Annotated in this window: 22 protein-coding genes; 14 read left to right on the top strand and 8 right to left on the bottom strand. The window is 74.5% G+C overall.

The annotated features are described in order from the left end of the window. The first annotated feature begins 115 nt into the window (after positions 1 to 115). From ACIRS1_RS27220 to recX, 5 genes are all read left to right on the top strand, one after another. Complete coding sequence (locus tag ACIRS1_RS27220; RefSeq protein WP_402844407.1) at positions 116 to 1,645, top strand: S8 family serine peptidase; 1,530 nt, start codon at positions 116 to 118, stop codon at positions 1,643 to 1,645. Between the two features lie 70 nt (positions 1,646 to 1,715). Next, positions 1,716 to 1,910 (top strand): DUF3046 domain-containing protein, encoded by a 195-nt coding sequence (locus ACIRS1_RS27215; RefSeq protein WP_402844405.1) that lies wholly within the window; start codon positions 1,716 to 1,718, stop codon positions 1,908 to 1,910. 196 nt (positions 1,911 to 2,106) lie between these two features. Further along, on the top strand, positions 2,107 to 3,240 hold the full coding sequence (locus tag ACIRS1_RS27210; protein WP_360221012.1) for an AI-2E family transporter: 1,134 nt from the start codon (positions 2,107 to 2,109) through the stop codon (positions 3,238 to 3,240). 193 nt (positions 3,241 to 3,433) lie between these two features. Beyond that, positions 3,434 to 4,555, top strand: a complete 1,122-nt coding sequence (gene recA / locus ACIRS1_RS27205) for a recombinase RecA (RefSeq protein ID WP_402844401.1) — start codon at positions 3,434 to 3,436, stop codon at positions 4,553 to 4,555. Positions 4,556 to 4,559: 4 nt separating this feature from the next. Then, positions 4,560 to 5,288 (top strand): recombination regulator RecX, encoded by a 729-nt coding sequence (gene recX, locus ACIRS1_RS27200; RefSeq protein WP_402844398.1) that lies wholly within the window; start codon positions 4,560 to 4,562, stop codon positions 5,286 to 5,288. A 19-nt stretch (positions 5,289 to 5,307) separates the two neighbouring features. Here the strand turns inward: recX and ACIRS1_RS27195 are convergent, their stop codons facing one another. The 5 genes from ACIRS1_RS27195 to ACIRS1_RS27175 all read right to left on the bottom strand — a co-directional run bounded on the left by ACIRS1_RS27195 (position 5,308) and on the right by ACIRS1_RS27175 (position 10,531). Beyond that, a complete protein-coding gene (locus ACIRS1_RS27195) occupies positions 5,308 to 7,050 on the bottom strand; it encodes an FAD-dependent monooxygenase (RefSeq protein WP_402844396.1) in 1,743 nt (580 codons plus the stop codon). A gap of 122 nt (positions 7,051 to 7,172) precedes the next feature. Then, positions 7,173 to 8,024 (bottom strand): amino acid ABC transporter permease, encoded by an 852-nt coding sequence (locus ACIRS1_RS27190; protein ID WP_402844393.1) that lies wholly within the window; start codon positions 8,022 to 8,024, stop codon positions 7,173 to 7,175. Further along, positions 8,021 to 8,671 carry an amino acid ABC transporter permease gene (locus ACIRS1_RS27185; RefSeq protein WP_402844390.1) on the bottom strand — a complete coding sequence of 217 codons (651 nt, stop codon included), beginning with the start codon at positions 8,669 to 8,671 and terminating at the stop codon, positions 8,021 to 8,023. The genes ACIRS1_RS27190 and ACIRS1_RS27185 overlap by 4 nt, the downstream gene beginning before the upstream one ends. A 67-nt stretch (positions 8,672 to 8,738) precedes the next feature. Beyond that, entirely contained in the window at positions 8,739 to 9,638 is a 900-nt protein-coding gene (locus ACIRS1_RS27180) for a glutamate ABC transporter substrate-binding protein (RefSeq protein ID WP_402844387.1), read from the bottom strand. A 119-nt stretch (positions 9,639 to 9,757) separates the two neighbouring features. Further along, complete coding sequence (locus ACIRS1_RS27175; protein ID WP_402844385.1) at positions 9,758 to 10,531, bottom strand: amino acid ABC transporter ATP-binding protein; 774 nt, start codon at positions 10,529 to 10,531, stop codon at positions 9,758 to 9,760. Positions 10,532 to 10,902: 371 nt separating this feature from the next. Between ACIRS1_RS27175 and ACIRS1_RS27170 the strand changes: the two genes are divergently transcribed. Further along, complete coding sequence (locus ACIRS1_RS27170) at positions 10,903 to 11,661, top strand: response regulator transcription factor (RefSeq protein WP_360222196.1); 759 nt, start codon at positions 10,903 to 10,905, stop codon at positions 11,659 to 11,661. A gap of 6 nt (positions 11,662 to 11,667) precedes the next feature. After that, a complete protein-coding gene (locus ACIRS1_RS27165; RefSeq protein ID WP_360222199.1) occupies positions 11,668 to 13,101 on the top strand; it encodes a HAMP domain-containing sensor histidine kinase in 1,434 nt (477 codons plus the stop codon). A 52-nt stretch (positions 13,102 to 13,153) separates the two neighbouring features. Here the strand turns inward: ACIRS1_RS27165 and ACIRS1_RS27160 are convergent, their stop codons facing one another. Then, a complete protein-coding gene (locus tag ACIRS1_RS27160) occupies positions 13,154 to 14,173 on the bottom strand; it encodes a TAXI family TRAP transporter solute-binding subunit (protein WP_402844381.1) in 1,020 nt (339 codons plus the stop codon). A 210-nt stretch (positions 14,174 to 14,383) separates the two neighbouring features. Between ACIRS1_RS27160 and miaB the strand changes: the two genes are divergently transcribed. Both miaB and ACIRS1_RS27150 read left to right on the top strand, forming a co-directional pair. Next, positions 14,384 to 15,883: a tRNA (N6-isopentenyl adenosine(37)-C2)-methylthiotransferase MiaB gene (miaB, locus tag ACIRS1_RS27155; RefSeq protein WP_402844378.1), complete on the top strand. Its 1,500-nt coding sequence runs from the start codon at positions 14,384 to 14,386 to the stop codon at positions 15,881 to 15,883. 219 nt (positions 15,884 to 16,102) lie between these two features. Next, positions 16,103 to 16,801: a hypothetical protein gene (locus tag ACIRS1_RS27150; protein WP_402844376.1), complete on the top strand. Its 699-nt coding sequence runs from the start codon at positions 16,103 to 16,105 to the stop codon at positions 16,799 to 16,801. A 31-nt stretch (positions 16,802 to 16,832) separates the two neighbouring features. Here ACIRS1_RS27150 and ACIRS1_RS27145 read toward each other — a convergent pair whose 3' ends face one another. Beyond that, positions 16,833 to 17,078 carry an antitoxin gene (locus tag ACIRS1_RS27145; RefSeq protein ID WP_387905695.1) on the bottom strand — a complete coding sequence of 82 codons (246 nt, stop codon included), beginning with the start codon at positions 17,076 to 17,078 and terminating at the stop codon, positions 16,833 to 16,835. Between the two features lie 167 nt (positions 17,079 to 17,245). Between ACIRS1_RS27145 and miaA the strand changes: the two genes are divergently transcribed. The 5 genes from miaA to hflX all read left to right on the top strand — a co-directional run bounded on the left by miaA (position 17,246) and on the right by hflX (position 24,011). Continuing rightward, positions 17,246 to 18,187, top strand: coding sequence for a tRNA (adenosine(37)-N6)-dimethylallyltransferase MiaA (gene miaA / locus ACIRS1_RS27140; RefSeq protein ID WP_387905697.1), 942 nt, complete (start codon positions 17,246 to 17,248; stop codon positions 18,185 to 18,187). 227 nt (positions 18,188 to 18,414) lie between these two features. Next, the gene (locus ACIRS1_RS27135) at positions 18,415 to 18,924 is read left to right on the top strand and encodes a hypothetical protein (RefSeq protein WP_360222217.1); all 510 of its coding nucleotides are present in this window, start codon (positions 18,415 to 18,417) and stop codon (positions 18,922 to 18,924) included. Between the two features lie 43 nt (positions 18,925 to 18,967). Then, complete coding sequence (gene dapF, locus ACIRS1_RS27130; RefSeq protein WP_402844375.1) at positions 18,968 to 19,876, top strand: diaminopimelate epimerase; 909 nt, start codon at positions 18,968 to 18,970, stop codon at positions 19,874 to 19,876. Positions 19,877 to 20,050: 174 nt separating this feature from the next. Then, the gene (locus tag ACIRS1_RS27125; RefSeq protein ID WP_402844372.1) at positions 20,051 to 22,405 is read left to right on the top strand and encodes a RelA/SpoT family protein; all 2,355 of its coding nucleotides are present in this window, start codon (positions 20,051 to 20,053) and stop codon (positions 22,403 to 22,405) included. Between the two features lie 103 nt (positions 22,406 to 22,508). Continuing rightward, positions 22,509 to 24,011, top strand: coding sequence for a GTPase HflX (gene hflX, locus ACIRS1_RS27120; protein WP_402844369.1), 1,503 nt, complete (start codon positions 22,509 to 22,511; stop codon positions 24,009 to 24,011). 110 nt (positions 24,012 to 24,121) lie between these two features. Here hflX and ACIRS1_RS27115 read toward each other — a convergent pair whose 3' ends face one another. After that, positions 24,122 to 25,243, bottom strand: coding sequence for a trypsin-like serine peptidase (locus ACIRS1_RS27115; RefSeq protein WP_402844367.1), 1,122 nt, complete (start codon positions 25,241 to 25,243; stop codon positions 24,122 to 24,124). Between the last annotated feature and the right edge of the window lie 23 nt (positions 25,244 to 25,266).

Here is a 25,266-nt window from a genome sequence, read left to right as displayed (position 1 = left end):
GGCCGGCGGGCGCGGGTGTCCGTGGAGGAGCAAAAAGGGCAATCCGCTCATATGGTGATGATTCAGGACCGTGATCGACCCGTGACCCACCGGACCGACGAGCGGAGAGCGTGCGATGGCGCAGGTGCACCCGTGCGGCAGGCCCGTCCGTGCCGCCCGGCGCCGGGTCGGCGGGCCCGCCCGGGCGCTGCTCGCCATGCTGCTCACCGCGCTGGTGGTCGGCGGCGCCGTCCCCTCCGTCTCCGGGGCCGGCCGCTCCTACCTCAGCTACCTGGTCCTGGCCGAGCAGGAGGACGCCGCCGGCGCCGCCCGGGCCGGGGCGGAGAGTCGGGCGGCGGGCGGTCAGGTGGTCCAGGAGTACCCGCAGATCGGGGCCGTCCTGGCGTACGCCACCGGCGGCTTCGCCGAGCGGCTGCGCACCCGCCCCGGCATCGCCGCCGTCGGCGCCACCCGCACCACGCCGGTGGTGAGCCCGCCCCGGCTGCTCGACGGCGCCGGGGACTTCGCGGCCGGCGCCGGCCCGGCCGCCCGCGGCGGCGCCGACCGGGCGGACGGCGGCACCCCCACCGTGCCCGACCCGGCCGAGGGCGACCCGTGGAACCTCGCCCTGGTGGGTGCCGCCCCCGCGCCGGGCGGCGACGCCTCCGGCGCACCGCGCGGCCCCGCGGCCGGCGCCGCGCCCACCGCGGGGGCGCTGAACCGGGTGCTGGTCGCGGTGCTCGACTCCGGCGTCGACGACACCCACCCGGACCTGCGGGCCGCCGTCGACCCGAAGGCCTCCGCCTCCTGCGCCGACGGGCGCCCGGACGCCCGCTCCGGTGCCTGGCGGCCCGACCCGGGCGTCGGCGAGAGCGGCCACGGCACCCACGTCGCCGGCATCGTCGGCGCCGCCCGGGACGGTCACGGCGTCACCGGGGTCGCACCCGGCGTGCGGATCGCCGCCGTCCGGCTGCTCGGGCCGCTCGGCCAGTACTACGCCGAGAACATCGTCTGCGGGATGCTCTGGGCCGCCGACCACGGCGCCAGGGCGATCAACAACAGCTACTTCGCCGACCCGTGGAAGTACAACTGCCCGGAGGACCGGGACCAGGCCGCGCTGGTCGCCGCCGTCGGCCGCGCCGCCGGCTACGCGCAGCGCAGGGGCGCCGTGGTGGTCGCCTCGGCGGGCAACGACGGGCAGGACCTCGGCGCGGCCCGGACCGACGACCGCAGCCCCAACGACCGCACCGCCGGCCCGGCCCGCACCCGCCACCTCGGGACGGAGTGCATCCGGCTGCCCGGCGAGCTGCCCGGGGTGGTCACCGTCACCGCCGTCGACCGGGACGGCCACCCGTCGGGCTACTCCAACTACGGGCGCGGCCGGGTGTCGCTGGCCGCACCCGGCGGGGACCCGGACGGCGGCCCGCAGGGCGCGATCGTCTCCGACTGGCCCGGCGGGCAGTACGCGGCGCTCGCGGGCACCTCGATGGCGGCGGCGCACGTCACCGGGGCGGTCGCGGTGGCCGCCGCACTGCACCCGGACTACGGCTCGGGGGCGCTCGCCGCGCTGCTGGCCGGCACGGCGGCCGCCGCCTGCCCGCCGGGGCCCTACGCCTGCGGGGAGCGGCAGTACGCCGGTGCGGGGCTGCTCGCGCTGCCGAAGTGAGCCGGCCCCGGGCCGCCCGGGCGGGCGGACCGGCCGGGGCGGGCGGGCGCGGTCCGGGATACTGGTGGGCATGAGGCTGACGGAGTTCTGGCGACGGATGTACGCGCACTTCGGCGAGGCGTACGCGGACTCCTTCGCCTCCGACCACGTGATGAGCGAACTCGGCGGGCGGACGGTGCGGCAGGCGCTGGAGTCCGGCTGGGAGGCCAAGGACGTCTGGCGGGTGGTCTGTCGGACCCAGGGCGTCTCCGGCGCGCTGCGCTGAGCCGGGCCCCGTCCGGCGGTGGGCCGAACGGGTGCCCGCGCCCGGGCGGGCCCGGGGCATGGGTGAGACTGTCGGGGTGGCAAGCAGCGCAGGAGCACCGGAACCGGACAGGTCGGCGCAGGCCGTCGACGATGCCGCGGGCCAGCCGCCCGCACCCGCGCGGCCGCCGGGCCGGGGGATCGAATGGAGCGGCGGGATGCCGCGCTGGCTGCCCCGGGCGATGGTGCTGGCCCTCGTGCTGGTCGGGGTGTTCAAGCTCGCCGACTGGGCCTTCCACCAGCTGATCGACCTCTTCGTGATGCTGCTGGTGGCCTTCTTCCTCTCGCTGGCGCTGGAGCCGGCCGTCGACCGGATGGCAGCGCGCGGGGTGCGTCGCGGGGTGGGCACCTTCCTGGTCTTCGTGGCCGTCGGGGTCGCGGTGGCCGGGTTCCTCGCGGCGCTCGGCACCCTGCTGGTCGACCAGGTGGCGAAGATCGCCGGGGACCTCCCGCACCTGGTCGACAACCTGATCGGCTGGATCAACCGGACGTTCCACCAGGACCTGTCGCTGGGCGAGCTGCAGAAGAAGCTGCTCAAGGACTCCGGGGCGATCGAGAGCTACGCCCAGCAGGCTGCCGACAACGTCTGGGGCGTCTCCTCCACGGTGATCGGCGGGCTCTTCCAGGCCTTCACGGTCGGGCTGTTCACCTTCTACTTCACCGCCGAGGGCCCCCGGGTGCGCCGGACGGTCTGTTCGGTGCTGCCGCCGGCCAAGCAGGCCGAGGTGCTCCGGGCCTGGGAGATCGCCCTGGCCAAGACCGGCGGCTACCTCTACTCCCGGGCGCTGCTGGCGGTGGTCTCGGCCGCCGGCCACTGGGTGATGTTCGCGCTGCTGGACCTGCCGTACTCGGCCGCGCTGGCGGTCTGGGTCGGCGTCATGTCGCAGTTCGTGCCCACCATCGGGACGTACCTGGCCGGCGCGCTGCCGGTGCTGGTGGCGCTCACCGTGGAGCCGGTGGACGCGCTCTGGGTGCTGGTGTTCGTGGTGGTCTACCAGCAGGTCGAGAACTACCTGCTGCACCCGAGGATCACCGCGCGGACGGTGGACGTGCACCCGGCGGTGGCGTTCGGCTCGGTGATCGCGGGCGCGGCGCTGCTCGGGGCGGTCGGCGCGCTGATCGCCATCCCGGCGGCGGCCACCCTGCAGGGCTTCGTCGGGACGTACGTGCGGCGCTACGAGGTGGCCACCGACCCGCGGATCGACCGGGGCGAGCAGCGGCGGGCCCGGCGGGAGCTGCGCCGGGAGGCGGCGCGGCGGCTGCGGCGGATCGTCGGCGGCGACGGGGAGTGACCCGGCGGTCGGGCAGCGGCGGGGGTGACCCGGCCGCCGGGCCGACGTGCGAAGCTTGAATCGAACAGTTGTTCTTTGTACTCTCCGGCGAAGAGTTCTCCACAGGCGGAGCCGGGTCGGGCTCGTTTGTCAGTGGGACGCGCTAGCGTCGAGGACGATGAAGCGCACAGCACAGAACCCGAGGGTGGAAGCCATGGCAGGTACGGATCGCGAGAAGGCCCTTGAGACCGCCCTCGCCCAGATCGAGCGGCAGTTCGGCAAGGGCTCGGTGATGCGCCTCGGTGAGAAGGCCAACGAGCCGGTCGAGGTGATCTCCACCGGGTCCACCGCCCTGGACGTCGCCCTCGGCGTCGGCGGCATCCCGCGCGGCCGGGTGATCGAGATCTACGGCCCCGAGTCCTCCGGCAAGACCACGCTGACCCTGCACCTGGCGGCCAACGCCCAGCGGGCCGGCGGCACGGTTGCCTTCGTCGACGCGGAGCACGCGCTCGACCCGGAGTACGCCAAGAAGCTCGGCGTGGACACCGACGCCCTGCTGGTCAGCCAGCCGGACACCGGTGAGCAGGCCCTGGAGATCACCGACATGCTGATCCGCTCCGGCGCGATCGACCTGGTGATCATCGACTCGGTCGCGGCCCTCGTCCCGCGCGCCGAGATCGAGGGCGAGATGGGCGACTCGCACGTCGGTCTGCAGGCCCGTCTGATGAGCCAGGCGCTGCGCAAGATCGCCGGTGCGCTGAACCAGTCGAACACCACCGCGATCTTCATCAACCAGCTCCGCGAGAAGATCGGCGTCATGTTCGGCTCGCCGGAGACCACGACCGGTGGCCGGGCCCTGAAGTTCTACGCCTCGGTCCGTCTGGACATCCGCCGGATCGAGACCCTGAAGGACGGCACCGAGGCGGTCGGCAACCGCACCCGCGTCAAGGTCGTCAAGAACAAGGTCGCCGCGCCGTTCAAGCAGGCCGAGTTCGACATCCTCTACGGCATCGGCATCAGCCGCGAGGGCGGCCTGATCGACATGGGCGTCGAGCACGGCTTCATCCGCAAGTCGGGTGCCTGGTACACCTACGAGGGCGACCAGCTCGGCCAGGGCAAGGAGAACGCCCGCAACTTCCTGCGGGACAACCCGCAGCTCGCGGACGAGATCGAGCGGAAGATCAAGGGCAAGCTCGGCATCGGCCCCAAGGTCGAGGAGCCGGCCGAGGGTGACGCGGCGGCCCCCGCCGCCGCCGACGGCGCGGCCAAGCCGATCACCGCGACCGCCGCCAAGACGGCCGCGGCGAAGAAGACGGCGGCGGCCGCCAAGGCCTGAGCCGTTGACACAGCACGACGCGGCGGGCAGCGGCCCGGACGACGACCACGGACCACCGGACTGGTTCGCCGCGGTCGCGGAGGAGCCGCCGCCCGCGGAGCAACCGGAGCCGCCGTCCGCGGCGCTGCCCCGGTCACGGCCCCGGAAGGGGCAGCGGCGGGAGCGGTCCTCCGCCGCACGGTGGGCATCCGGTTCGGAGCCGGAGGAGGGGCGTGCGCCCGGCGCCCGTAGACGGGCGGGGGCCGAGGAGTCGGCCGACCCGCAGACCCGCGCCCGCGACATCTGCCTGCGGCTGCTCACCGGCGCCGCCAAGAGTCGCAAGCAGCTCGCCGACGCCCTGCGCAAGCGGGAGATCCCGGAGGACGTCGCCGACGAGGTGCTCACCCGGCTCGAAGAGGTCGGGCTGATCGACGACGCGGCCTTCGCCGCGGCCTGGGTGGAGTCCCGGCACGCCGTCCGAGGCCTGTCCCGGCGGGCGCTCACCCAGGAGCTGCGCACCAAGGGGGTGGCCGCCGACCTGGTCGAGCAGGCCGTCGCCCAGGTCGACCACGACGACGAGACCGAGGCCGCCAGGGCCCTCGTCGACCGCAAGCTGCGGGCCACCCGGGGGCTGGACGCCCAGGTGCGCACCCGCCGGCTGGTCGGCATGCTGGCCCGCCGCGGCTACTCCGAGGGGCTGGCGTTCCGGGTGGTGCGCGGCGCGCTGGAGTCGGAGGAGCAGGACGGAACGTAGCCGCGCACCCCGGGAGGGCTCAGGCGCTCGGCGAGTCCACCTGCTCGGGGGCGGGGTGGTCCTGGGCGGGGCTGTCCCGGGCCGGCTCGGCGTCCGCGGCCCCGGCCAGCGGGGCCGGCCCCCCGCGGGCCCGGTCGGCCAGTGCCAGCAGGTCCTCGGCGGCGGCGCCCTGGGTGACGCCGACCAGGTGCCCGTCCGGCCGGATCAGCAGCACGGTGTGTGGCCCGGCCTCCGGGTACTCCTCGGTGACCAGCACCTCGGCCGGCACCGGCAGCGCGGCGGCGACCTCGGCCAGCCGGGGCATCAGACCGGCGCCCAGCCAGTGCTCGGAGGACCAGACGGCGGTGCCGGGGGCGACCAGCAGCAGCAGGAAGGCGACGCCGAGCCGGGCGTGCAGGTGGTCCGGGGTGCCGTCGGCGGCCAGCACCGGCAGGTCCGGGACGAGCACGCCGGGCGCGGTGGCGGGCAGCAGCTCGCTGAGCGAGGTGGTGCTGCGGGCACCGCGCTGGACCGGCACCCGGCCGGGGACGCCGGAGGGCGCCGCCGGGTAGGCGGGCGCGCCGCCGAAGCGGCCGGTGCCGAGCTGTCCGTCGGCGAGCAGCGGGGCGTGCTTGCGGAACCCCCCGACCAGCAGCGAACGCCTGGTCTGCTGCCAGCCGCGCAACGGGCGCAGCAGCGGCATGGCCTGGTCGACGGCGCGCAGCCGGGCGCCGACCGCGCCGCGCCGCTCCGCCTCGTAGCCGTCCAGCAGGGAGCCGCCGGGCTGCGGGCCGCCGGAGTGGAGGTGCCAGGCGAGGGCGAGCCGCCAGGCGAGGTTGTCGGCGTCGCGCAGCCCGTCGGCGAGGTTCTGCATGCCGAGTGCGCCGTGCAGGTGGGCGGCGTCGCCGGCGAGGAAGCAGCGGCCGCTGCGGAAGCGGGCGGCGAGGCGCTGCTGGGCGGTGTGGTCGGCGGCGGCCAGCAGGTCGAAGCGCGGCAGTTCGCCGCACCAGCCGGTCAGGGTGGCGGTGACCCGGGTGAGCAGGGTGTCGCCGGTGACGATGCCGGGCCAGGTGGCGTGCGGGTCGACGGGCTCGGTGGGGGCGGGCCGTCCCGGGGGCAGCCGCCAGTCGAGCCGCCAGACGCCGTCCGGCAGGGGGCGGGCGGAGGCTTCGCGGTCGCCGCGCCACGGGGGCTCGCGGTGGAGTCTGGCCTCGTGGAACGGCAGGTCGACGCGGACGGTGGCGATGGCGTTGCGGTCGACGGCCGGGCGGCCGGGGAAGCGGATCTTCAGGAGCTTGCGGACGGCGGAGCGGGCTCCGTCGCAGCCGACCAGGTGGCTGCCGCGCCACCAGGTGCTGGAGCCGTCCTGGGTGCCGTGGGTGCGGACGCTGACGCCGTCGCGGTCCTGTTCGAGTTCGACGACCCGGCTCAGCGGGACGAGTCTCACCAGCGGGGTGCCGGTCAGGGCGTCCCGCAGGCCGCGCTGGAGCCGGTGCTGGGGCAGGTGGAAGGTGGGGGAGTCGGTGAGGTCGATCCGCAGCACTTCCTGGCGGCGCCGCCAGACGGCGAAGGAGTCCCAGAGCGCGGAGTCCGAGACGGCCCGGGAGTAGCCGATCCGGGTGAGGAAGGCGGCGGTGTCGGCCCCGAGGACGACGCTGCGCGGGCCTTCGGGGCAGAGGCCGGAGCCCTCGTCCAGGACGACGGTCGGCACCTCGTGCCGGGCCAGGGCGAGGGCCAGGGCCAGACCGACCGGTCCGGCCCCGACCACGATCACCGGGTCCATGCGGTGACCTCCGGGCACGAACCGGCCGATGGGCCGGCGTCAGTTACCGCTGCCGCATATGCCGCGTGGATGCTCCCGGGAGGTGTCACGAAGAGCAATGCAACAGTTCACCTGCGTGTCCGTCAAGCAGCAGCCGAAGTGCGCCGGTTCGCGCCGCGACGGCCGCGTGCTTCGATCCACCGGGCGAGCGCGGTCAGCAGCAGGCAGAGCAGGATGTAGATCGGGCCGATCACCAGCACCACGGGGATGTAGGGGAAGCCCGCGGCGTTCAGCGGCTGGCTGGCGATCTTCTTGCCGATGAACAGCAGCTCCTGGTAGGTGATGATGAAGCCGAGCGAGGTGTCCTTGAGAGTGACGACCAGCTGGCCGATCATCGAGGGCAGCATCGAGCGGACGGCCTGCGGCACCAGGATGCCGGCCATCACCTGGGTCTTGCGCATGCCCAGCGCGTAGGCGGCCTCGGCCTGGCCGCGCGGGACGGCGTTGACGCCGCTGCGGATGATCTCGGCCTGGACCGAGCCGTTGTAGAGGGTGAGCCCGAGCACCAGCGCCCACATCGGCTCCTTCGCGAAGAACGCGTAGTAGAGCGCGACGATCAGGATCAGCAGCGGCATCGCCCGGAAGAACTGGACGAAGCTGACGCAGAGCCAGCGGACCGGCCGGTGGTCGGAGAGCTGGCCGGTGGCCAGCAGCGAGCCCAGCGTGAGCGAGAACAGCGCCGCCAGCCCGAAGGCCTTGAGGGTGGCGAGCAGGCCCTCCAGGATCCACTGCTGGACGGTGTTGTACTGGAAGGCGTCCCACAGCTGGGGGTCGAACTGCCCGTTGTCGTCGAGCGCGGTGAAGGCGTACCAGAGCAGTCCGGCGACGCCGAGCAGCGACAGCACCCCGAAGAGGCGGTACCGGTTGCGGGCGCGCGGGCCGGGGGCGTCGTAGAGGACGCTGGCCGCCGGGACGCGGGTGGAGGTCTTGCTCATCGGGCCACCGCCAGTCGGGACTCCAGGAAGCGGAACAGCGCGGCGACCGTGGCGCTGATCACCAGGTAGGCGCAGGCGATCCAGAAGAAGATCGAGAAGATGGAGTAGCCCTTCTCGGAGAAGGTCTGCTGGGCGCTGTACAGCTCGCTGACGCTGAACGCGCCCGCGATCGCCGAGTTCCTCGGCAGCGCGATGAACACGCTGCTCAGCGGCGCCAGGACGGTCCGGGCGGCCTGCGGCAGGACGACCAGGGTGAGCGTCTGGCCGAAGCTCATGCCGAGGCTGCGGGCGGCCTCCGCCTGGCCGAGCGGCACGGTGTTGACACCGGAGCGGATCACCTCGCAGACGAACGAGGCGGTGTAGCCGCCGAGCGCCAGCACCGCGAAGGCGAGGTGGCTGAAGTGCACACCCAGCGCGGGCAGGCCGAAGGTGACCGCGAAGAACAGCAGCGTCAGCGGGGTGTTGCGGAACAGCGTCACCCAGGTGGTGCCGAAGGCGCGCAGCACCGGAACCGGGGAGACCCGGAAGGCCGCCAGCAGGGTGCCCAGCAGCAGGGCGAGCAGGGCGCTGAGCGCGCTCAGCTCGATCGTCTGCAGGAAGCCGTCGCGGAACAACGCGAAGTTGTCGTCCTCGAACAGGAACCCCATCCGGCGGCCCTCCTCTCAGGATGTCGGGTCGGGAACGTGTGGCACGCGGCGGTTCGCCGCGGGCGGATCAGTAGCGGTCGAGGGTGGGCACGGCGGGCGCGGCGGAGCCGGACAGGCCGAGCGTCGCGTCGTAGGCCTTCTTCCAGTCGCCGTTGTCCTCGTGGGCCTTGAGGGCGTCGGTGATGGCGCCGCGCAGGGCCGCGTCGTCCTTGTTGAGGCCGACGCCGTAGTTCTCCTTGGTGAACGGCTTGCCGACCACCTTGAGCTTGCCGGCGAACTTGGAGGCGTAGCCCTTGAGGATCGCGTCGTCGGTGGTGACCGCGTCGACCTCGCCGGCGAGCAGCTTCTCGACGCAGGCCGAGTAGGTGTCGAACTGGGTGATCTTCGGGTTGTACTGCTGGATGTTCTTGATCGAGGTCGAGCCGGTGGCGGTGCAGACGTTCTTGCCGCCGACGCTCTCCGGGCCGGTGATCGAGGTGTTGTCGTTCTTCACCAGCAGGTCCTGGCCGGCGATGTAGTACGGGCCGGCGAAGGAGACCGTCTTCTTGCGCTCGTCGTTGATGCTGTAGGTGCCGACGTAGAAGTCGATCTGGCCCTTGGCGATGGCCGGCTCGCGCTGCGAGGAGACCAGGGTCTGCCACTTGATCTGCTGCGGGGTGAAGCCGAGGTCGGCGGCGATCATCTTGGCGATCTCGATGTCGAAGCCGCTGCGGTCGCCGCTGGCGACGTCCTCGAAGCCCAGGAACGGCTGGTCGGCCTTGGCGCCGATGATCAGCTGGCCGCGCTTCCTGGCCTCGGCGAGGATCGCGGAGTCGATCTTGACGTCGGTCTTGACCGTGTAGGTCGGCAGCGCCGGCGCGTTGCCGGAGCTCGCGGCGGAGCCGGGCGAGCCGTCCTTGCCGCAGGCGGCGGTGGCGGTGAGCGCGACGGCACAGAGCGCGACGGCGAGGGTGCGACGAGTCCTCATGAGGGTGTTCTCCTGGGAGCTTGGCCACGGTTCAACCGGGCTCTGGCGTCTGGAAGTTGTGTACACGGGCAGGGCCGTCCGGCGCCCTTGCCGGCGGCGGCCCGAGTGGGCCCGAAGCGTCAGTGGTGCAGGATCTTCGAGAGGAAGTCCTTGGCGCGGTCGGAGCGCGGCGCGGTGAAGAAGGCGTCCGGCGTGTTCTGCTCGACGATCCGGCCGTCGGCCATGAAGAGCACGCGGTTGGCGGCGGAGCGGGCGAAGCCCATCTCGTGGGTGACCACGACCATCGTCATGCCCTCGGCGGCCAGCCGGCGCATGACCTCCAGCACCTCGTTGACCATCTCGGGGTCGAGGGCCGAGGTGGGCTCGTCGAAGAGCATCACCTTGGGCTTCATGGCCAGTGCCCTGGCGATCGCCACGCGCTGCTGCTGGCCGCCGGAGAGCTGGGCGGGGAACTTGTCCGCCTGGGCGCCCACGCCGACCCGGTCCAGCAGCTCGCGGGCGGTCCGCTCGGCCTCGGCCCGGGGGACCCGGCGCACCTTGACCTGGCCCATCACCACGTTCTCCAGCACGGTCTTGTGCGCGAAGAGGTTGAAGGACTGGAACACCATGCCGACCTCGGCGCGCAGCCGGGCCAGCTCCCGGCCCTCGGCGGGCAGCGGGCGGCCGTCGATGGTGATCGAGCCGGAGTCGATGGTCTCCAGTCGGTTGATCGTCCGGCACAGCGTGGACTTGCCCGAGCCGGACGGCCCGATCAGGACCACCACCTCGCCCTGGACGATCTCCAGGTCGACGTCCTGCAGCACGTGCAGGGCGCCGTAGTGCTTGTTCACACCGTTCAGCACGACCAGGGGGGCGGCTGCGGGGGTGGAGTCCGCGACCGGGTTCTCGGTCATCGCGCCTGCTCCCTCTGTGTCGGCCCTCGGGAGTCCGAACTCCCTTGGGCGGCAATGGTGGTACGAATCCGGGAGCCGCGACCGGCGGAGCCGCAGCCCCCGGTGGGCCGACCATAGGAGCGATGACGAGCCGCCGTCAGCCGATCTGAGCGGAACTTGAGGATCACGAAACGGCCACACGGTGCTCGCGGACTGTTCGCGACTGCGTCAACGGGGCATGTCACATCGGGCGTTCGCGCCGGTGCTCCCCGTCCCCCCGGAGCCCGGTGGACGGCCGAGCCTGGCGCCGGGCCGTCCGCTGGCTCATACTGCGCAGGACCGGGACCCGACCGATCGGTCCGGTGATCACGTGGGGGAAGGAGGAGAACAGGATGCGACTGCTGCTCGTCGAGGACGACGAACGGGTGGCCGCCGCGCTGGTCGCGGTACTGGGCCGGCACGGTTTCCAGGTCCGGCACGCCCGCAGCGGGCACGAGGCGCTGGACGCCCTGGTGCCGGACGGCAACGACCCGTACCGGGTGGTGCTGCTCGACCTCGGCCTGCCCGACCGCGACGGCTTCGAGGTGTGCAGCCGGATCCGGGCCGGCAGCGGCGTGCCGGTGATCATGGTCACCGCCCGCGCCGACATCCGCTCCCGGATCCACGGCCTCAACCTGGGCGCCGACGACTACGTCACCAAGCCCTACGACATGGGCGAGCTGCTCGCCCGCATCCACGCGGTGGCCCGCCGCGGCGCCGCCCCCGCCGCGGTCGCCGCGCCCGCGCCCGACGCCGTCCCGCAGCAGCGCGGCCCGCTGGAGTCCCGCGGCATCCGGATCGACCGGGAACGCCGCCGGGTCAGCGTGGACGGCCGGGACGTGCCGCTCACCCGCAAGGAGTTCGACCTGCTCGCCCTGCTTGCACAGAGCCCCGGTGTGGTCTACCGGCGCGAGCAGATCTTCAGCGAGGTCTGGCGCAGCGGCTGGGAGGGCAACGGGCGCACCCTGGAGGTGCACATCGGCTCGCTGCGCAACAAGCTCGCCCTGCCCGGCCTGGTCGAGGCCGTCCGCGGCGTCGGCTACCGGCTGATCCCGGAGTCCCCGGCGCCCGCCGCGGACCAGGCCCCGTCGTCCGCACCCGCGGAGCACTGACCGCACGTGCGCACCCGCCTGCTCGGCATCCTGATCGCCCTCATGCTCTGCGTCCTGGCCGCCCTGGGGCTGCCGCTCGCGGCGGCGGTCGCGGCGGCCCAGCAGAGCAAGGTGGTCGTGGACCGGCTCGACGACGCCGCCCGCTTCGCCCAGGACCTGCCCACCTCCGGGGCCTCCGGGGTGGAGTCCGCGCTCAAGGGGGACCTCGAACCCGCCCCCGGTGACGTCAGCCGCCGGCACGCCATCGACGCCGAGGTCAGCCGCTACCACGACCTCTACGGCGTCCGGCTGGGCATCTTCCAGCGCGACGGCCAGCCGATAGCCGCCGCGCCCGCCGACTGGCGGGTGCCGGCCGGCGGCTGGGGCGCACAGGCCTTCCAGGAGGCGCTGGACGGCCGGCGCAGCCACAACCCGCCGCAGGTGTGGCCGTGGACCGGCGACCGCACCCTCACCGTCGCCACCCCCGTGGTGCGCGACGGCGACGTGGTCGCGGTGGTGCTCAGCGAGTCGCCGACCGGGGCGCTGCGCACCCGGATGCTGCACAGCTGGCTGGTGATCGGCGCGGGCGAGGCCGCCGCCATGATCGTCGCCGTGCTGCTGGCCGTCCGGCTCACCGAGTGGGTGCTGCGCCCGGTCCGCACCCTCGACCGGGCCACCCACGACATCGCCACCGGCCGGATGGCCGCCCGGGTCGCGCCCGGCGGCGGGCCGCCCGAGCTGCAGCGGCTGGCCCGCTCCTTCAACGAGATGGCCGACCACGTGGTGCTCGCCATGGACCAGCAGAAGGCCTTCGTCGCCGACGCCTCGCACCAGCTGCGCAACCCGCTGGCGGCGCTGCTGCTGCGGGTCGAGGTGCTCGGCCTGGAACTGCCCGAGGGGCACGAGGAGGAGCTCGGCGGCGTCCGGGAGGAGGGCGTCCGGCTGGCCCGGGTGCTCGACGACCTGCTCGGCCTGGCCACCGCCGAGCACGCCCGCCCCGAACCCGAGCAGACCGACCTCGCCGCGCTCACCCTGGCCCGGGTGGACGCCTGGCGGCCGGTCGCCGAACAGCGCGGCATCGAGCTGCGCTGGGACGGCCCGGCGCTCGCGCTCGGCATGGCCGACCCGATCGGCTTCGGCTCCGCCCTCGACGCCGTGCTCGACAACGCGCTCAAGTTCAGCCCGGCCGACAGCCGGGTGCGGCTGCGGGTCGCGGTGCGCAAGGACGAGGTCGCGGTGACCGTCACGGACGCCGGGCCCGGCCTCACCGAGGACGAGCTGTCCCGCGCCGGGGACCGGTTCTGGCGCAGCCCGCGCCACCAGAACGTGGACGGCTCCGGGCTGGGCCTGTCGATCGCCCGCACCCTGCTGGCGGCCGGCGGCGGCTCGCTCGGCTTCGCGCCGGTCAAGCCGACCGGGCTCGCGGTGACGCTGGCCGTGCCCAGGCCGGCGAAGGCCTGAGGGCCGGCCCGCGCGACCCCGCGGGCCGGCCGACGGGCGGAGCGCGGGCTCCTCAGGGCTTCACGGAGCGGTAGTAGCGCATGGCGCCCTCGTGCAGCGGGAGCGGGTCGGTGTAGACGGCTGTGCGCAGGTCGACCAGCTGGGCGGCGTGCACCTGGGCGCCGATCTGGTCGCGGCTGTCGATCACCGCCCGGGTCATCCCCTCGACCAGGCCCGGGTCCACGTCGTCCCGGGTGATCAGCAGGTTGGGCACCGCCACCGTGGCGACGGCCTCCGTGGGCTCGGCGTTCGGGTAGGTGCCCTTCGGCATGGTGGCCGCCCGGTAGGCGTCGGTGCCGCCGCCCTCCATCTTGTGGATCGCCTCGGCGAGGTCCCCCAGCGGCACGACCCGGATCCGCACGTGGTCGGAGAGGTCGGTGAGGGCGCTGGTCGGCAGGCCGCCGGACCAGAAGAAGGCGTCCAGCTTCCCCGCGCGCAGGTCGTCCGCGGCGGCGCCGACACCGTCCGGCACCGGGACGATGTCGCGGTCGAGGTCCAGTCCGGCCGCGGTCAGCAGCCGCCTGGTCACCAGGTTCACCCCGGACTGCGGCAGCCCCACGCCGACCCTCAGGCCCTTGAGGTCGGCGGTGCGGTGCACCGGCGAGGACGCGGGGACGATCAGCTGCAGGTAGTCGTCGTAGAGCCGGGCGATCGCCCGCAGCCGGTCCTTCCCCGGTCCGCTGTAGTCGGCGACCGCGTCGGCCGTGGCGATCGCGAAGGAGTCCTGGCCGCCGGTCACCCGGGCGAGGTTCTCTATCGAGCCCTGGGAGTTGTCCAGGGCCAGCCGCACACCGGGCATCGCCTTGGCGACGTGGGTCTCCAGCAGCTGCCCGTACCGGTCGTACACGCCGCGCTCGACCCCGGTGGCGAAGCGGGTCTCGCCGAGCGGGTACCCGGGCGAGCGGCCCGCCGACAGCCACCAGCCGCCCAGCGCCGCGAGCACCAGCACCAGGGCCAGCAGCGTCCGCCACAGCGGGCTGCGGGCCGCGGTGCGGGCGGCGGCGCCGAGGCGTGGAGGAGTGGTGGGGGCCATGCAGGGATACTGCCAGGCGCCCCGGCCGAACGGGAGGGGGAACGGGGTACGGGAACCGCGGGCCCGGCCCGGCACCCGTGCTCCCGGCCGTGCGGCGGAGCCGACGGGAGCGCGGTCGGGCGGACGGCGGGAGCACGGTGGCGGGACGGCGGGAGCACGGGCGGGGCGGGACCGGGGAAAGCGCTTCGCGGCTGCCCGTACCCTGGTCTGGTGAGCGGTGAGAGCGGATTGAAGAGCTACAAGGTCGTCACGTACGGCTGCCAGATGAACGTCCACGACTCCGAGCGGCTGTCCGGCCTGCTGGAGGACGCCGGCTACGTCAAGGCCGGCCAGGACGGCGACCCGGACCTGGTCGTGTTCAACACGTGCGCGGTGCGCGAGAACGCCGACAACAAGCTGTACGGCAACCTCGGGCAGCTGGCGCCGGTCAAGACCCGCCACAAGGGCATGCAGATCGCCGTCGGCGGCTGCCTGGCGCAGAAGGACCGCGACACCATCGTGCGGAAGGCCCCCTGGGTCGACGTGGTGTTCGGCACCCACAACATCGGCCACCTGCCGGCGCTGCTGGAGCGGGCCGCGGTCGAGCGCAAGGCCCAGGTGGAGATCCTGGAGTCGCTGGAGACCTTCCCCTCCACCCTGCCGACCCGCCGCGAGTCGGCGTACGCGGCCTGGGTCGCCATCTCGGTCGGCTGCAACAACACCTGTACCTTCTGCATCGTCCCCGCGCTGCGCGGCAAGGAGGAGGACCGCCGCCCCGGCGACGTCCTCGCCGAGATCGAGGCGCTGGTGGACGAGGGCGTCATCGAGGTGACCCTGCTCGGCCAGAACGTCAACGCCTACGGCTCCGACCTGGGCGACCGCGAGGCCTTCTCCAAGCTGCTCCGGGCGGCCGGCCAGGTCGAGGGCCTGGAGCGGATCCGCTTCACCTCGCCGCACCCGCGCGACTTCACCGACGACGTGATCGCCGTGATGGCCGAGACCCCGAACGTGATGCACCAGCTGCACATGCCGCTGCAGTCCGGGTCGGACCGGGTGCTCAAGGCGATGCGCCGCTCCTACCGGCAGGACCGCTTCCTGGGGATCATCCGGAAGGTCCGCGAGGCGATGCCCGACGCGGCGATCTCCACCGACATCATCGTGGGCTTCCCCGGCGAGACCGAGGAGGACTTCGAGGAGACGATGCACGTCGTCCGCGAGGCCCGCTTCACCAGCGCCTTCACCTTCCAGTACTCCAAGCGCCCCGGCACCCCGGCCGCGGACATGGCGGACCAGGTCCCGAAGGCCGTCGTCCAGGCCCGCTACGACCGGCTGATCGCGCTCCAGGAGGAGATCTCCTGGGACGAGAACAAGAAGCAGGTCGGCCGCACCCTGGAGATCCTGGTCGCCGAGGGCGAGGGCAAGAAGGACGACAAGACCGACCGGCTCTCCGGCCGCGCCCCCGACAACCGGCTGGTGCACTTCACCCGGCCCGCCGAGCCGGTGCGCCCGGGCGACATGGTGACCGTCGAGATCACCTACGCCGCCCCGCACCACCTGCTCGCCGAGGGGCCGACCCTCGCGGTGCGCCGCACCCGGGCCGGTGACGCCTGGGAGAAGCGCCAGGCCAAGCCCGCGGCCAAGCCGGCCGGGGTGATGCTCGGCCTGCCGACCATCGGCGCCCCGGCCGCGCTGCCGTCGGCCGCCCCGGCGGGCGGCTGCTGCGGCGACTGACGCCGCGCCGCGCACGACGGCCCGGTGGGACCCCGCGTCCCGCCGGGCCGTCGCGCTTCCCGCCCGGCGCGTTCTCCGGCCGGGGTCCCGTTCCCCGTCGGGGTCCGTTCCCCGTCGGGGTCCCGTTCCCCGTCGGGGTCCGTTCCCCGTCGGGGCCCGTGTGCGGACGGGCCGCTTCGGCCCCCTCCTCCCGGCAGGAGAGGGCCTAGAGTGATCCACATGCTGGTAGCCGCCGCCGTGTGCCCCTGTCCGCCGCTGCTCGTCCCGGAGGTCGCCGCCGGGGCGGCCGCCGAGCTGGACGGGCTGCGGGCCGCCTGCGACGAGGCGCTGGCTGCGCTGGTCGCGGCCGCGCCGCAGCTGGTCGTGGTGGTCGGCACCGGCCCGCAGGCCGAGGTGTGGACCGAGGGCGGGGCCGGCTCCCTGCACCGCTACGGGGTGCCGCTGGTGGCCAAGCTGCCTGGCGACCGGGTCGAGGGGCCGGAGCTGGCGCCCTCGCTGACCATCGGCGCCTGGCTGCTGCAGCGCGCCGGCGTGGACGTCCCGACGCACGCCTGCGCCGTGCCCGCCGACGCCCCCGCCGACCGGATGCTCGGCCTCGGCCAGGGCCTGGCCGGGCTCGCCGACCGGGTCGCCCTGCTGGTGCTGGGGGACGGCAGCGCGTGCCGCTCGCTGAAGGCCCCCGGCTACCTGGACGAGCGGGCCGAGGGCTTCGACGCCGCGCTGGCCGCCGCCCTGGGCTCCGCCGACCTGGCCGCCCTCGCCGCGCTGGACGCCGAGCTGGCCGCCGAGCTCCAGGCCGAGGGCCGGGCGCCCTGGCAGGTGCTGGCCGGCGCCGCCGAGGGCGCCGGCCTCACCGCACGGCTCGGCTACCAGGACGCCCCGTACGGCGTCGGGTACCTGGTGGCGTCCTGGAGCTGAGCGCCCCGGTGCGGGGCGGCGGCCGGGAGCCTCAGCCCCGCGGGGCCGGCCCGGGGCCGTCGCCCGAGGCGGGCCCGGGCCTGGTGGCGAAGTCGTCCACCGCACCCTTGGCCCGGCTGGCGCCGTGCTCGATCTTCTCGCTGTACTTGCCCTTGGTGGCCCGGTCGATCGCCCCGCCGGCCCGGTCCACCGCGTGGTCGATCTGGTCGCCGTGCTTTCCCGCGAGCTCGCTGGCCCGCTCCTTGAGCTCCCCGGCCTTGCCCTTGAGGTTGTCCATCAGACCCATGGTGTCGTCACCCTTCCTCTCCGTGTCCTGACCAACGTCCCGGCGGGTCGAAGCGTTCGCGACCGCCGAAACGGCCGGAAACAGTCATATCGTCGCGCACCGGTGGCGGTCGGGCAGCGCGGTCACGGCAACCCCGCCGGTTTTGCGAGACTGGAGCGGTGAGCAGCTCCCAGCCCCGCGTGGTCTCCGTCGTCGGCGCGACCGCCGCCGGCAAATCCGACCTGGCCGTCGCCATCGCCCGCACCCTCGACGGCGAGGTGATCAACACCGACTCGATGCAGCTGTACCGGGGCATGGACATCGGCACCGCCAAGCTCACCCTGCCCGAGCGCGGGGGAGTGCCGCACCACCTGATGGACGTCTGGGACGTCACCGAGGCCGCCAGCGTCGCCGAGTACCAGCGGCTGGCCAGGGCCGAGATCGACCGGCTGCTCGCCGCCGGGCGCACGCCCGTCCTGGTCGGCGGCTCCGGGCTGTACGTCCGGGCGGCGATCGACGAGATGGAGTTCCCCGGCACCGACCCGGAGGTCCGCGCCCGGCTGGAGGCCGAGCTCGACCGGGACGGCCCGTACGCCCTGCACCGGCGGCTGGCCGAACTGGACCCGGCCGCCGCCGAGGCGATCCTGACCGGCAACGGGCGGCGGATCGTCCGTGCCCTGGAGGTCATCGAGATCACCGGCCGGCCGTTCACCGCCAACCTCCCGAGCAACACCGCCGTCTACGACGCGGTGCAGATCGGCGTCGCCGTGCCGCGCCCCGAACTCGACGAGCGGATCACGCTGCGGGTCGACCGGATGTGGCGGGCCGGGCTGCTGGACGAGGTGCGGGAGCTGGAGGGCGCCGGACTGCGGGAGGGCCGCACCGCCTCCCGCGCGCTCGGCTACCAGCAGGTGCTGGACCACTTCGCCGGGGAGTGCACGGAGGACGAGGCGCGGGCCGAGACCGTCCGGGCCACCAAGCGCTTCGCCCGCCGCCAGGAGTCCTGGTTCCGCCGCGACGACCGGATCCACTGGCTCTCCCGCCCGGCCGGGACCGACCCGGTCGAGCTGCTGGAACGATCCCTCGAACTGATCGGCCGTCAGGGGGTTCCGGCCGCGTAGGCGGGTTCCGGCCACCCGGCGGGTGCAGGTGCGCGCGCAGGTGGCCGTGCAGGACGAACCGGCGGTCACGGGCCGATCACGTGATGGCCACGGATCACTTGTCGACCCCGGTCAGGCCCGGAACGCACCTCTGGACATGCCATCATCGATGCCATAGGGATCGGCCCGCGCGGGCCGACCGTGCCCGGCCGCGAGTCCGCTCGTGTCGAACAGTCAGGGGAGGCCGTGTGTCAACGGGTACCGGCCCCGAATCCGGCCAGAGCGGGAGCGTCACCGCACCGGCCGAGGCGTTCGACGAGTCGACGATGGGCGACCTGCCCGTGCTGACCGGCCTGGGCGCACCCACCTCCTACGCCACCGCGCTGCCCGCCCTGGACACCCGCACCCCGGCGGGCGCGGTGCACGAGCGGGAGATCCGGCCGCTGCGCCGGCTCCGCTGGTGGCAGACCCTGCCGATCGCCCTGCTGGGCACCCTCGGCTCGCTGATGTTCGCCTTCCCGCTCGCCTTCGGCTCCGCCGGGGCCCGCGCGACCATGGTCGGCATGCTCGGGCTGCTGCTCACCGCCGCCTCCGTCGGCTGGGGCGCCATGGCCGCCCGGCACGCCGGCTACAAGTGGCCCGGCCTGCCGCGCCGCGGCTCCGGGCAGCGGGCCGGCTGGAAGGCGATCGTGGTCTACACCCTGATCGCGCTGGCGGCGTGCGCGCTGGCCGTCTGGCGGGTCGCCTACCTGCGGTGACCGGGCCCGGGCTCCGGCCCGGCGACTCAGTACCATCGGGAGGGTGAGCGCATCCTCCCCGCAGCAGGCCGGCCCCCGCTTCTTCAAGGGGCACGGCACCGAGAACGACTTCGTCATCATCCCGGACCCGGACGGCGCACTGGCGCTCGGCCCGCAGGCCGTCGCCGCCCTGTGCGACCGGCGGGCCGGCATCGGCGGGGACGGGCTGCTGCGCGTGGTGCGCTCCGCCGCCGACCCGGCCTCGGTGGACCAGGCCGACCGGGCCGAGTGGTTCATGGACTACCGCAACGCCGACGGCAGCATCGCCGAGATGTGCGGCAACGGCGTGCGGGTCTTCGCCCGCTTCCTGGTCGAGTCGGGGCTGGCGAAGCCGGGCGAGCTGGCGATCGCCACCCGCGCCGGGGTGCGGCGGGCGAGGGTCGCCGAGGACGCCGCGGACGGCACGCTCGGCGAGGTCACCGTCGACATGGGCCGGGCGCGGCTGCCCGGGCCGGACGGCGTCGAGGTCGCGGTCGGCGCCCGGCGCTGGCCCGCGCTGAACGTGAACATGGGCAACCCGCACGCGGTGGCCTTCGTCGAGAGCCTGGAGCACGCGGGGAACCTGTACACCGCCCCGCTCACCAGCCCCGACGGCGTGTACCCGGAGGGCGTCAACGTCGAGTTCGTGGTGGACCGCGGTCCGCGGCACGTCGCCATGCGGGTGCACGAGCGCGGCTCCGGGGAGACCCGCTCCTGCGGCACCGGCACCTGCGCCGTCGCGGTGGCCGCCATCCGTCGGGACGGCGTCGACCCGGCGGTCACCGGGGAGTCCGCCACCTACACCGTGGACGTGCCGGGCGGCCGGGTGGTCGTCACCGAGCACCCGGACGGCCGGATCGACATGACCGGGCCCGCGGTGATCGTGGCGGGCGGCGAGATCGACCCGCGCTGGTGGGCGACCCTCGTCGGCTGACGGCCCGGCTTGCCCACTTCGTGAGCCGGCGAATCCGCCCGTTCGGGTGATGCCGGTCGCGGACGGGAAGCAACGCATCGCGGAACGTGCTCTGCTCGGTAGCATGGACCACCGGGCCGAGCGCCCCCGAGAGGGGCAGGCGGGCAACCGGTGATCGCTGCCGGAGGTGCGCCGATGACCATCGAAGCCGGGCAGTCCCTGACGGGGCAGCCGACGTCCGCACGGCAAGCCGGGGCCAGGCGGCCCCTGGGGGAACTCGGCCGGGCCGCGCTCGGCCGGGCCGGCCGAGCCGCCCTGCTGGCCACCGGCCGGCCGCCCGTCCCGGACGCCCTCGAACCGCTCGTCCGGGTCCACCGCGAGCACCATCCGCAGGCCGACCTCGGCCTGCTCGCCCGCGCGTACCGGCTCGCCGAAGCCAGCCACCGCGGCCAGAAGCGCAAGAGCGGCGAGCCGTACATCACCCACCCGCTCGCCGTCACCATGATCCTGGCCCAACTCGGCGCCGGGACCACCACCCTGGTCGCCTCGCTGCTCCACGACACCGTCGAGGACACCGAGTTGACGCTGCAGCAGGTCGGCGAGGGCTTCGGGCCCGAAGTCGCCTACCTGGTGGACGGGGTGACGAAGCTGGAGAAGGTCGACTTCGGCGCCGCCGCCGAGGCCGAGACCTTCCGCAAGATGCTGGTCGCCACCGGCGACGACGTCCGGGTGATGGTCGTCAAGCTCGCCGACCGGCTGCACAACATGCGCACCATCCGGCACATGAAGCCGGCCAGCCAGGTGCGGATCGCCAAGGTCACCCGGGACGTGCTGATCCCGCTGGCCGAGCGGCTCGGCATCCAGGTGCTCAAGGCGGAGCTGGAGGACATCGTCTTCGCCACCCTGCACCCGGAGGAACACGCCCGCACCAGGGCCCTGATGGCCGGTCACGAGGGCGAGCCCGACGCGCTGCTGGAGCCCTTCGCCCGGCAGCTGGCCCGCCAGCTCGCCGAGACCGGGGTCACCGCCGAGGTCACCGTCCGCCCCCGGCACTGCGTCTCGCTGCACCGGGTGCTGCTCAAGCGGGCCGCCGCGCCCGGCCCGGACGGGCGGCCGCAGGGGCCGCAGCCGGCCGACTTCGGGCGGCTGCTGGTGGTCGTCGAGGAGAACGCCGACTGCTACGCCGTGCTCGGCGAACTGCACACCTGCTGGACGCCGCTGCCCGGCGAGTTCAAGGACTTCGTCGCCGCCCCCAAGTTCAACCTCTACCAGTCGCTGCACACCGCCGTGGCGCTGGGCGGAGGCGAGGTGGTCGAGGTGCTGGTGCGCACCCGGCGGATGCACGCGGTCGCCGAGACGGGAGTGGTCGCGCTCGGGGACCCGGAGCCGGCCGGCGCCGTCCAGGACGCCGACGAGCTCGACCGCACCGACCCGGCCCGGCCCGGCTGGCTCAGCCGGCTGCTGGAGTGGCAACAGGAGACGCCCGACCCGGACGCCTTCTGGTCCGCGCTCACCGCCGACCTGGCCGGCGACCGCGAGATCACCGTGGTCACCGAGGACGGCGAAACGCTTCAGCTGCGGGCCGGCGCCACCTGCGTGGACGCCGCCTACCTGCTCGGCGAGGAGACCGGCCACCGGTGTATCGGCGCCCGGGTCAACGGCCGGCTCACCGCGCTCTCCACCGTGCTCCAGGACGGCGACCTGCTCGCCGTGCTCACCGAGACCGCGCCCGCCCCGGCCGGGCCCGCCGGGAGCGCGGCCGCCGGGGCCGGCGCACCCGCCGCCGAACCCTCCGGACCGGCCCCCGAGTGGCTGGCCCATGCCCGGACCCCGGCGGCCCGGCTGGCCATCGAACGCTGGCTCGCCGACCACCCGGCCCGGCTCCCCGTGGTGCGCACCGGGCCCTCCAGCGGCCAGCCCGCCCCGGCCGCGCAGCGCCGCCCGGAACGCCGCCCGGCGCCGGTCGCGGTGGCCGGGCACCCCGGGGCGCCGGTCCGGCTGGCCCGCTGCTGCACGCCCGTCCCGCCGGACGAGGTGGCCGGCTACCCGATCCGCGGCGGCGCCGTCGCCGTGCACCGCACTGGCTGCCCGGCCGGGGAGCGGATGCGCGAGGCGGGCCGCGCGGAGCTGGAGGTCCGCTGGCAGCCGCAGGGCGCCCCGGCGGCCGGCCACCGGGCCACCCTGCGGGCCGAGGCGCTGAACCGCCCCCGGCTGCTCGCCGACCTCACCGCGGCGATCTCCGCCGAGGGCGTGGGCATCGTCTCCGCCGAGGTCGAACCGCCGCAGGAACTGCGGGTCCGGCACACCTACACGGTGGAACTGCCCGAGCCGGCCGTGCTGCCCGCGCTGATGCGGGCGATGCTCCGGGTGTCCGGGGTGTACGACGTGAGCCGCCCGCACGCCCCCGAGGGCGGCGGCGCCCGCGACCCCGGGGGAAATGGGGATGACCGGCCCGCGCCGGGCGTGCGACCATCATGGGGAATTCACGGCCGGTCCGCGGCGTTCACAGGGCACAGGAGCCCCGGTGGCACCCGAGGACCCGAGGGGTAGCTCACCTCGCCCGGACGGTAAGCGGGGCGGAAGCTGGGCAGACTCCCGGTGGGCGGCGCGAGCCGTCCGCACAGGCCATCCGCACCAGCGACCAAAGGACAGAATGACCTCCACGTTCGACACCCGCGACCACGCCGACGCCCCGCGCCGCCTGGACGGTATGCGGGCGGAAGCCCTCATGGACGAGGACCTCGCGGCCATCGACGAGGACCTCGGCCACCACTACGACGGCGACCAGTACGACCGCAGCGAGCGCGCCGCGCTCCGCAGGGTCGCCGGCCTCTCCACCGAACTCGAGGACGTCACCGAGGTCGAGTACCGCCAGCTCCGCCTGGAGCGCGTGGTCCTCGTCGGCGTCTGGACGGACGGCACCCTGGAGGAGGCGGAGAACTCGATGGCCGAGCTCGCCGCGCTCGCCGAGACGGCCGGCTCCGAGGTGCTGGACGGCGTCATCCAGCGCCGCGACAAGCCCGACGCGGCCACCTACATCGGCTCCGGCAAGGCCCAGGAACTGCGCGACATCGTCGCCGCGACCGGTGCCGACACCGTGGTCTGCGACGGTGAGCTCACCCCCGGGCAGCTGATCCACCTGGAGGACGTGGTCAAGGTCAAGGTCGTCGACCGGACGGCCCTGATCCTGGACATCTTCGCCCAGCACGCCAAGTCCCGGGAGGGCAAGGCGCAGGTCTCGCTCGCGCAGATGCAGTACATGCTGCCGCGCCTGCGCGGCTGGGGCCAGTCGCTCTCCCGGCAGATGGGTGGTGGCGGCTCCGGCTCGTCCGGCGGCGGCATGGCCACCCGTGGTCCCGGTGAGACCAAGATCGAGACCGACCGGCGCCGGATCCGCGAGAAGATGGCGAAGCTCCGCAAGGAGATCGCCGAGATGAAGAAGGGCCGCGACACCAAGCGCCAGGAGCGCAAGCGCCACCAGGTGCCGTCGGTGGCCATCGCCGGGTACACCAACGCCGGCAAGTCCTCCCTGCTCAACCGGCTCACCGGCGCCGGCGTCCTGGTGGAGAACGCGCTGTTCGCCACCCTGGACCCGACCGTCCGCCGGGCCCAGACGCCGAGCGGGCGGGTCTACACCCTGGCCGACACCGTCGGCTTCGTCCGGCACCTGCCGCACCACCTGGTCGAGGCCTTCCGCTCCACCATGGAGGAGGTCGCCGACGCCGACCTCATCCTGCACGTGGTCGACGGCTCGCACCCCGAGCCGGAGACGCAGCTGGCCGCCGTCCGCGAGGTCATCGTCTCGGTCGACGCGCAGAACGTGCCGGAGATCGTGGTGATCAACAAGGCGGACGCCGCCGACCCGCACGTGCTGCAGCGCCTGCTGCGCCGCGAGCCGCACGCCATCGTGGTGTCGGCCCGCAGCGGCGCGGGCATCGAGGAGCTGCTGAAGCTCATCGACGACGAGCTGCCGCGTCCGGCCGTCGAGGTGCGGGCCCTGGTGCCCTACACCCACGGCGGGCTGGTCTCGCGGGTGCACGCCGAGGGCGAGCTGCTCGCCACCGAGCACACCGGCGAGGGCACCCTGCTGCACGCCAAGGTGCCGGCCGAGCTGGCCGCCGAGCTGGAGCGCTTCACGGTGGCGCTGCAGGGCTGAGGCCGCTGCCGCGGTGCGGCACGAACGGTGACGGAGGGCCCCGGACGGATGCGTCCGGGGCCCTCCGCGTCCCCGGGCCGTCCGGACGGCCCGGGAACGCGGCCCGTGCGTCACCTGGTGCTCTTGCTGAAGAAGTCGAAGGCCCGCTTCGCCTGGTCCTGCAGGGCGGGGCCGGCCAGGTACCCGTCCGGGGTGCGGCCGCCGAGCGCGGTCACGCTGACCAGGTTCGGCTTGCCGTCCTTGGTGATGAACCAGCCGCCGCCGTCGGCGCCGCCCGTCATGGGGCAGCCGATCACGTACATCGGCGGGCGGGCCCGGTCGAAGGACAGCCGGCCGGGTGCGGTGGCGGCGTCGCAGCGGTCGAGCTCCAGCCCGTCGGACGGCCGCTCGGCCGGGTAGCCGTACGCGGCGGCCGAGGTGACCTGCTCGCGCGGGGCGTTGAACCAGACCGGGACGGCGGCGCCGACGACCTCCTCCAGCGAGGGCCCGGAGGCCTCCTCGCCGCGCACCCGGACGATCCCGTAGTCGTACTGGTGGCGGGCGCCGACGCCGCCCTCCCGCAGCCAGGTCGGCGACACCAGCGCGCGCACCGCCGTCCACCGGCCGTACGGCGCGAGCTGCTGCTCGGTGGCCGGCCGGCCGCGGACCGCCCCGCCGTCCCGGTTGTAGCCGGGGACGAAGGTGACGCCCTTCAGCCAGCCGCCGCCCCCGCCCTCGTGCAGGCAGTGCGCGGCGGTGTAGACGAGGTTGCTGCGGCCCGGGTTGGCCGGGTCGGAGACCACCGTGCCCGAGCAGACGGTGTCGCCGTGGGCCGTGCCGGCGAAGAGCCGGCCGACCACAGCGGAGGCCGGGCCGTATGGGCGCGGCTGCGGGACGGCCCGGCCGGCGGCCGGCGGGGCGTCGTGCTGGACGCCCGCCGGCGCCGAGGCGAGCGGGTACTCCGGCGTCGGCCGGCCCTTGGCGGCGGCCATCCGCCCGGCCGTCCAGGCACCCGGCGGCGCCTCCTCGGCGGAGCCGCTGTCGGCGACGTAGCGCGTCCAGTCCTCCAGCTTCCAGCCCGCCAGGTCGTCCGGGCCGGTGGGGACCGCCCGGGGGAGCGCGGCGGGCGGCGGCGCGGGGGCGCCGGGGCCGTCCGGGCCGCAGGCGGTCGCGGCGAGCACGAGTGCGGCGAGCACCGCGGCGCCGGCCGCCGCGGGCCGGCGCCGCGGTGCGCGGCCGGTGTGCTTGGGCATGGTGCATCGTCCCCCGGGTGCGG

Source organism: Kitasatospora sp. NPDC101176 (genome assembly GCF_044768035.1).
Classification (GTDB): Bacteria; Actinomycetota; Actinomycetes; order Streptomycetales; family Streptomycetaceae; genus Kitasatospora.
The sequence above is the reverse complement of the archived record's forward strand: the minus strand, read 5'-3'. Positions and strand labels throughout refer to the sequence as shown.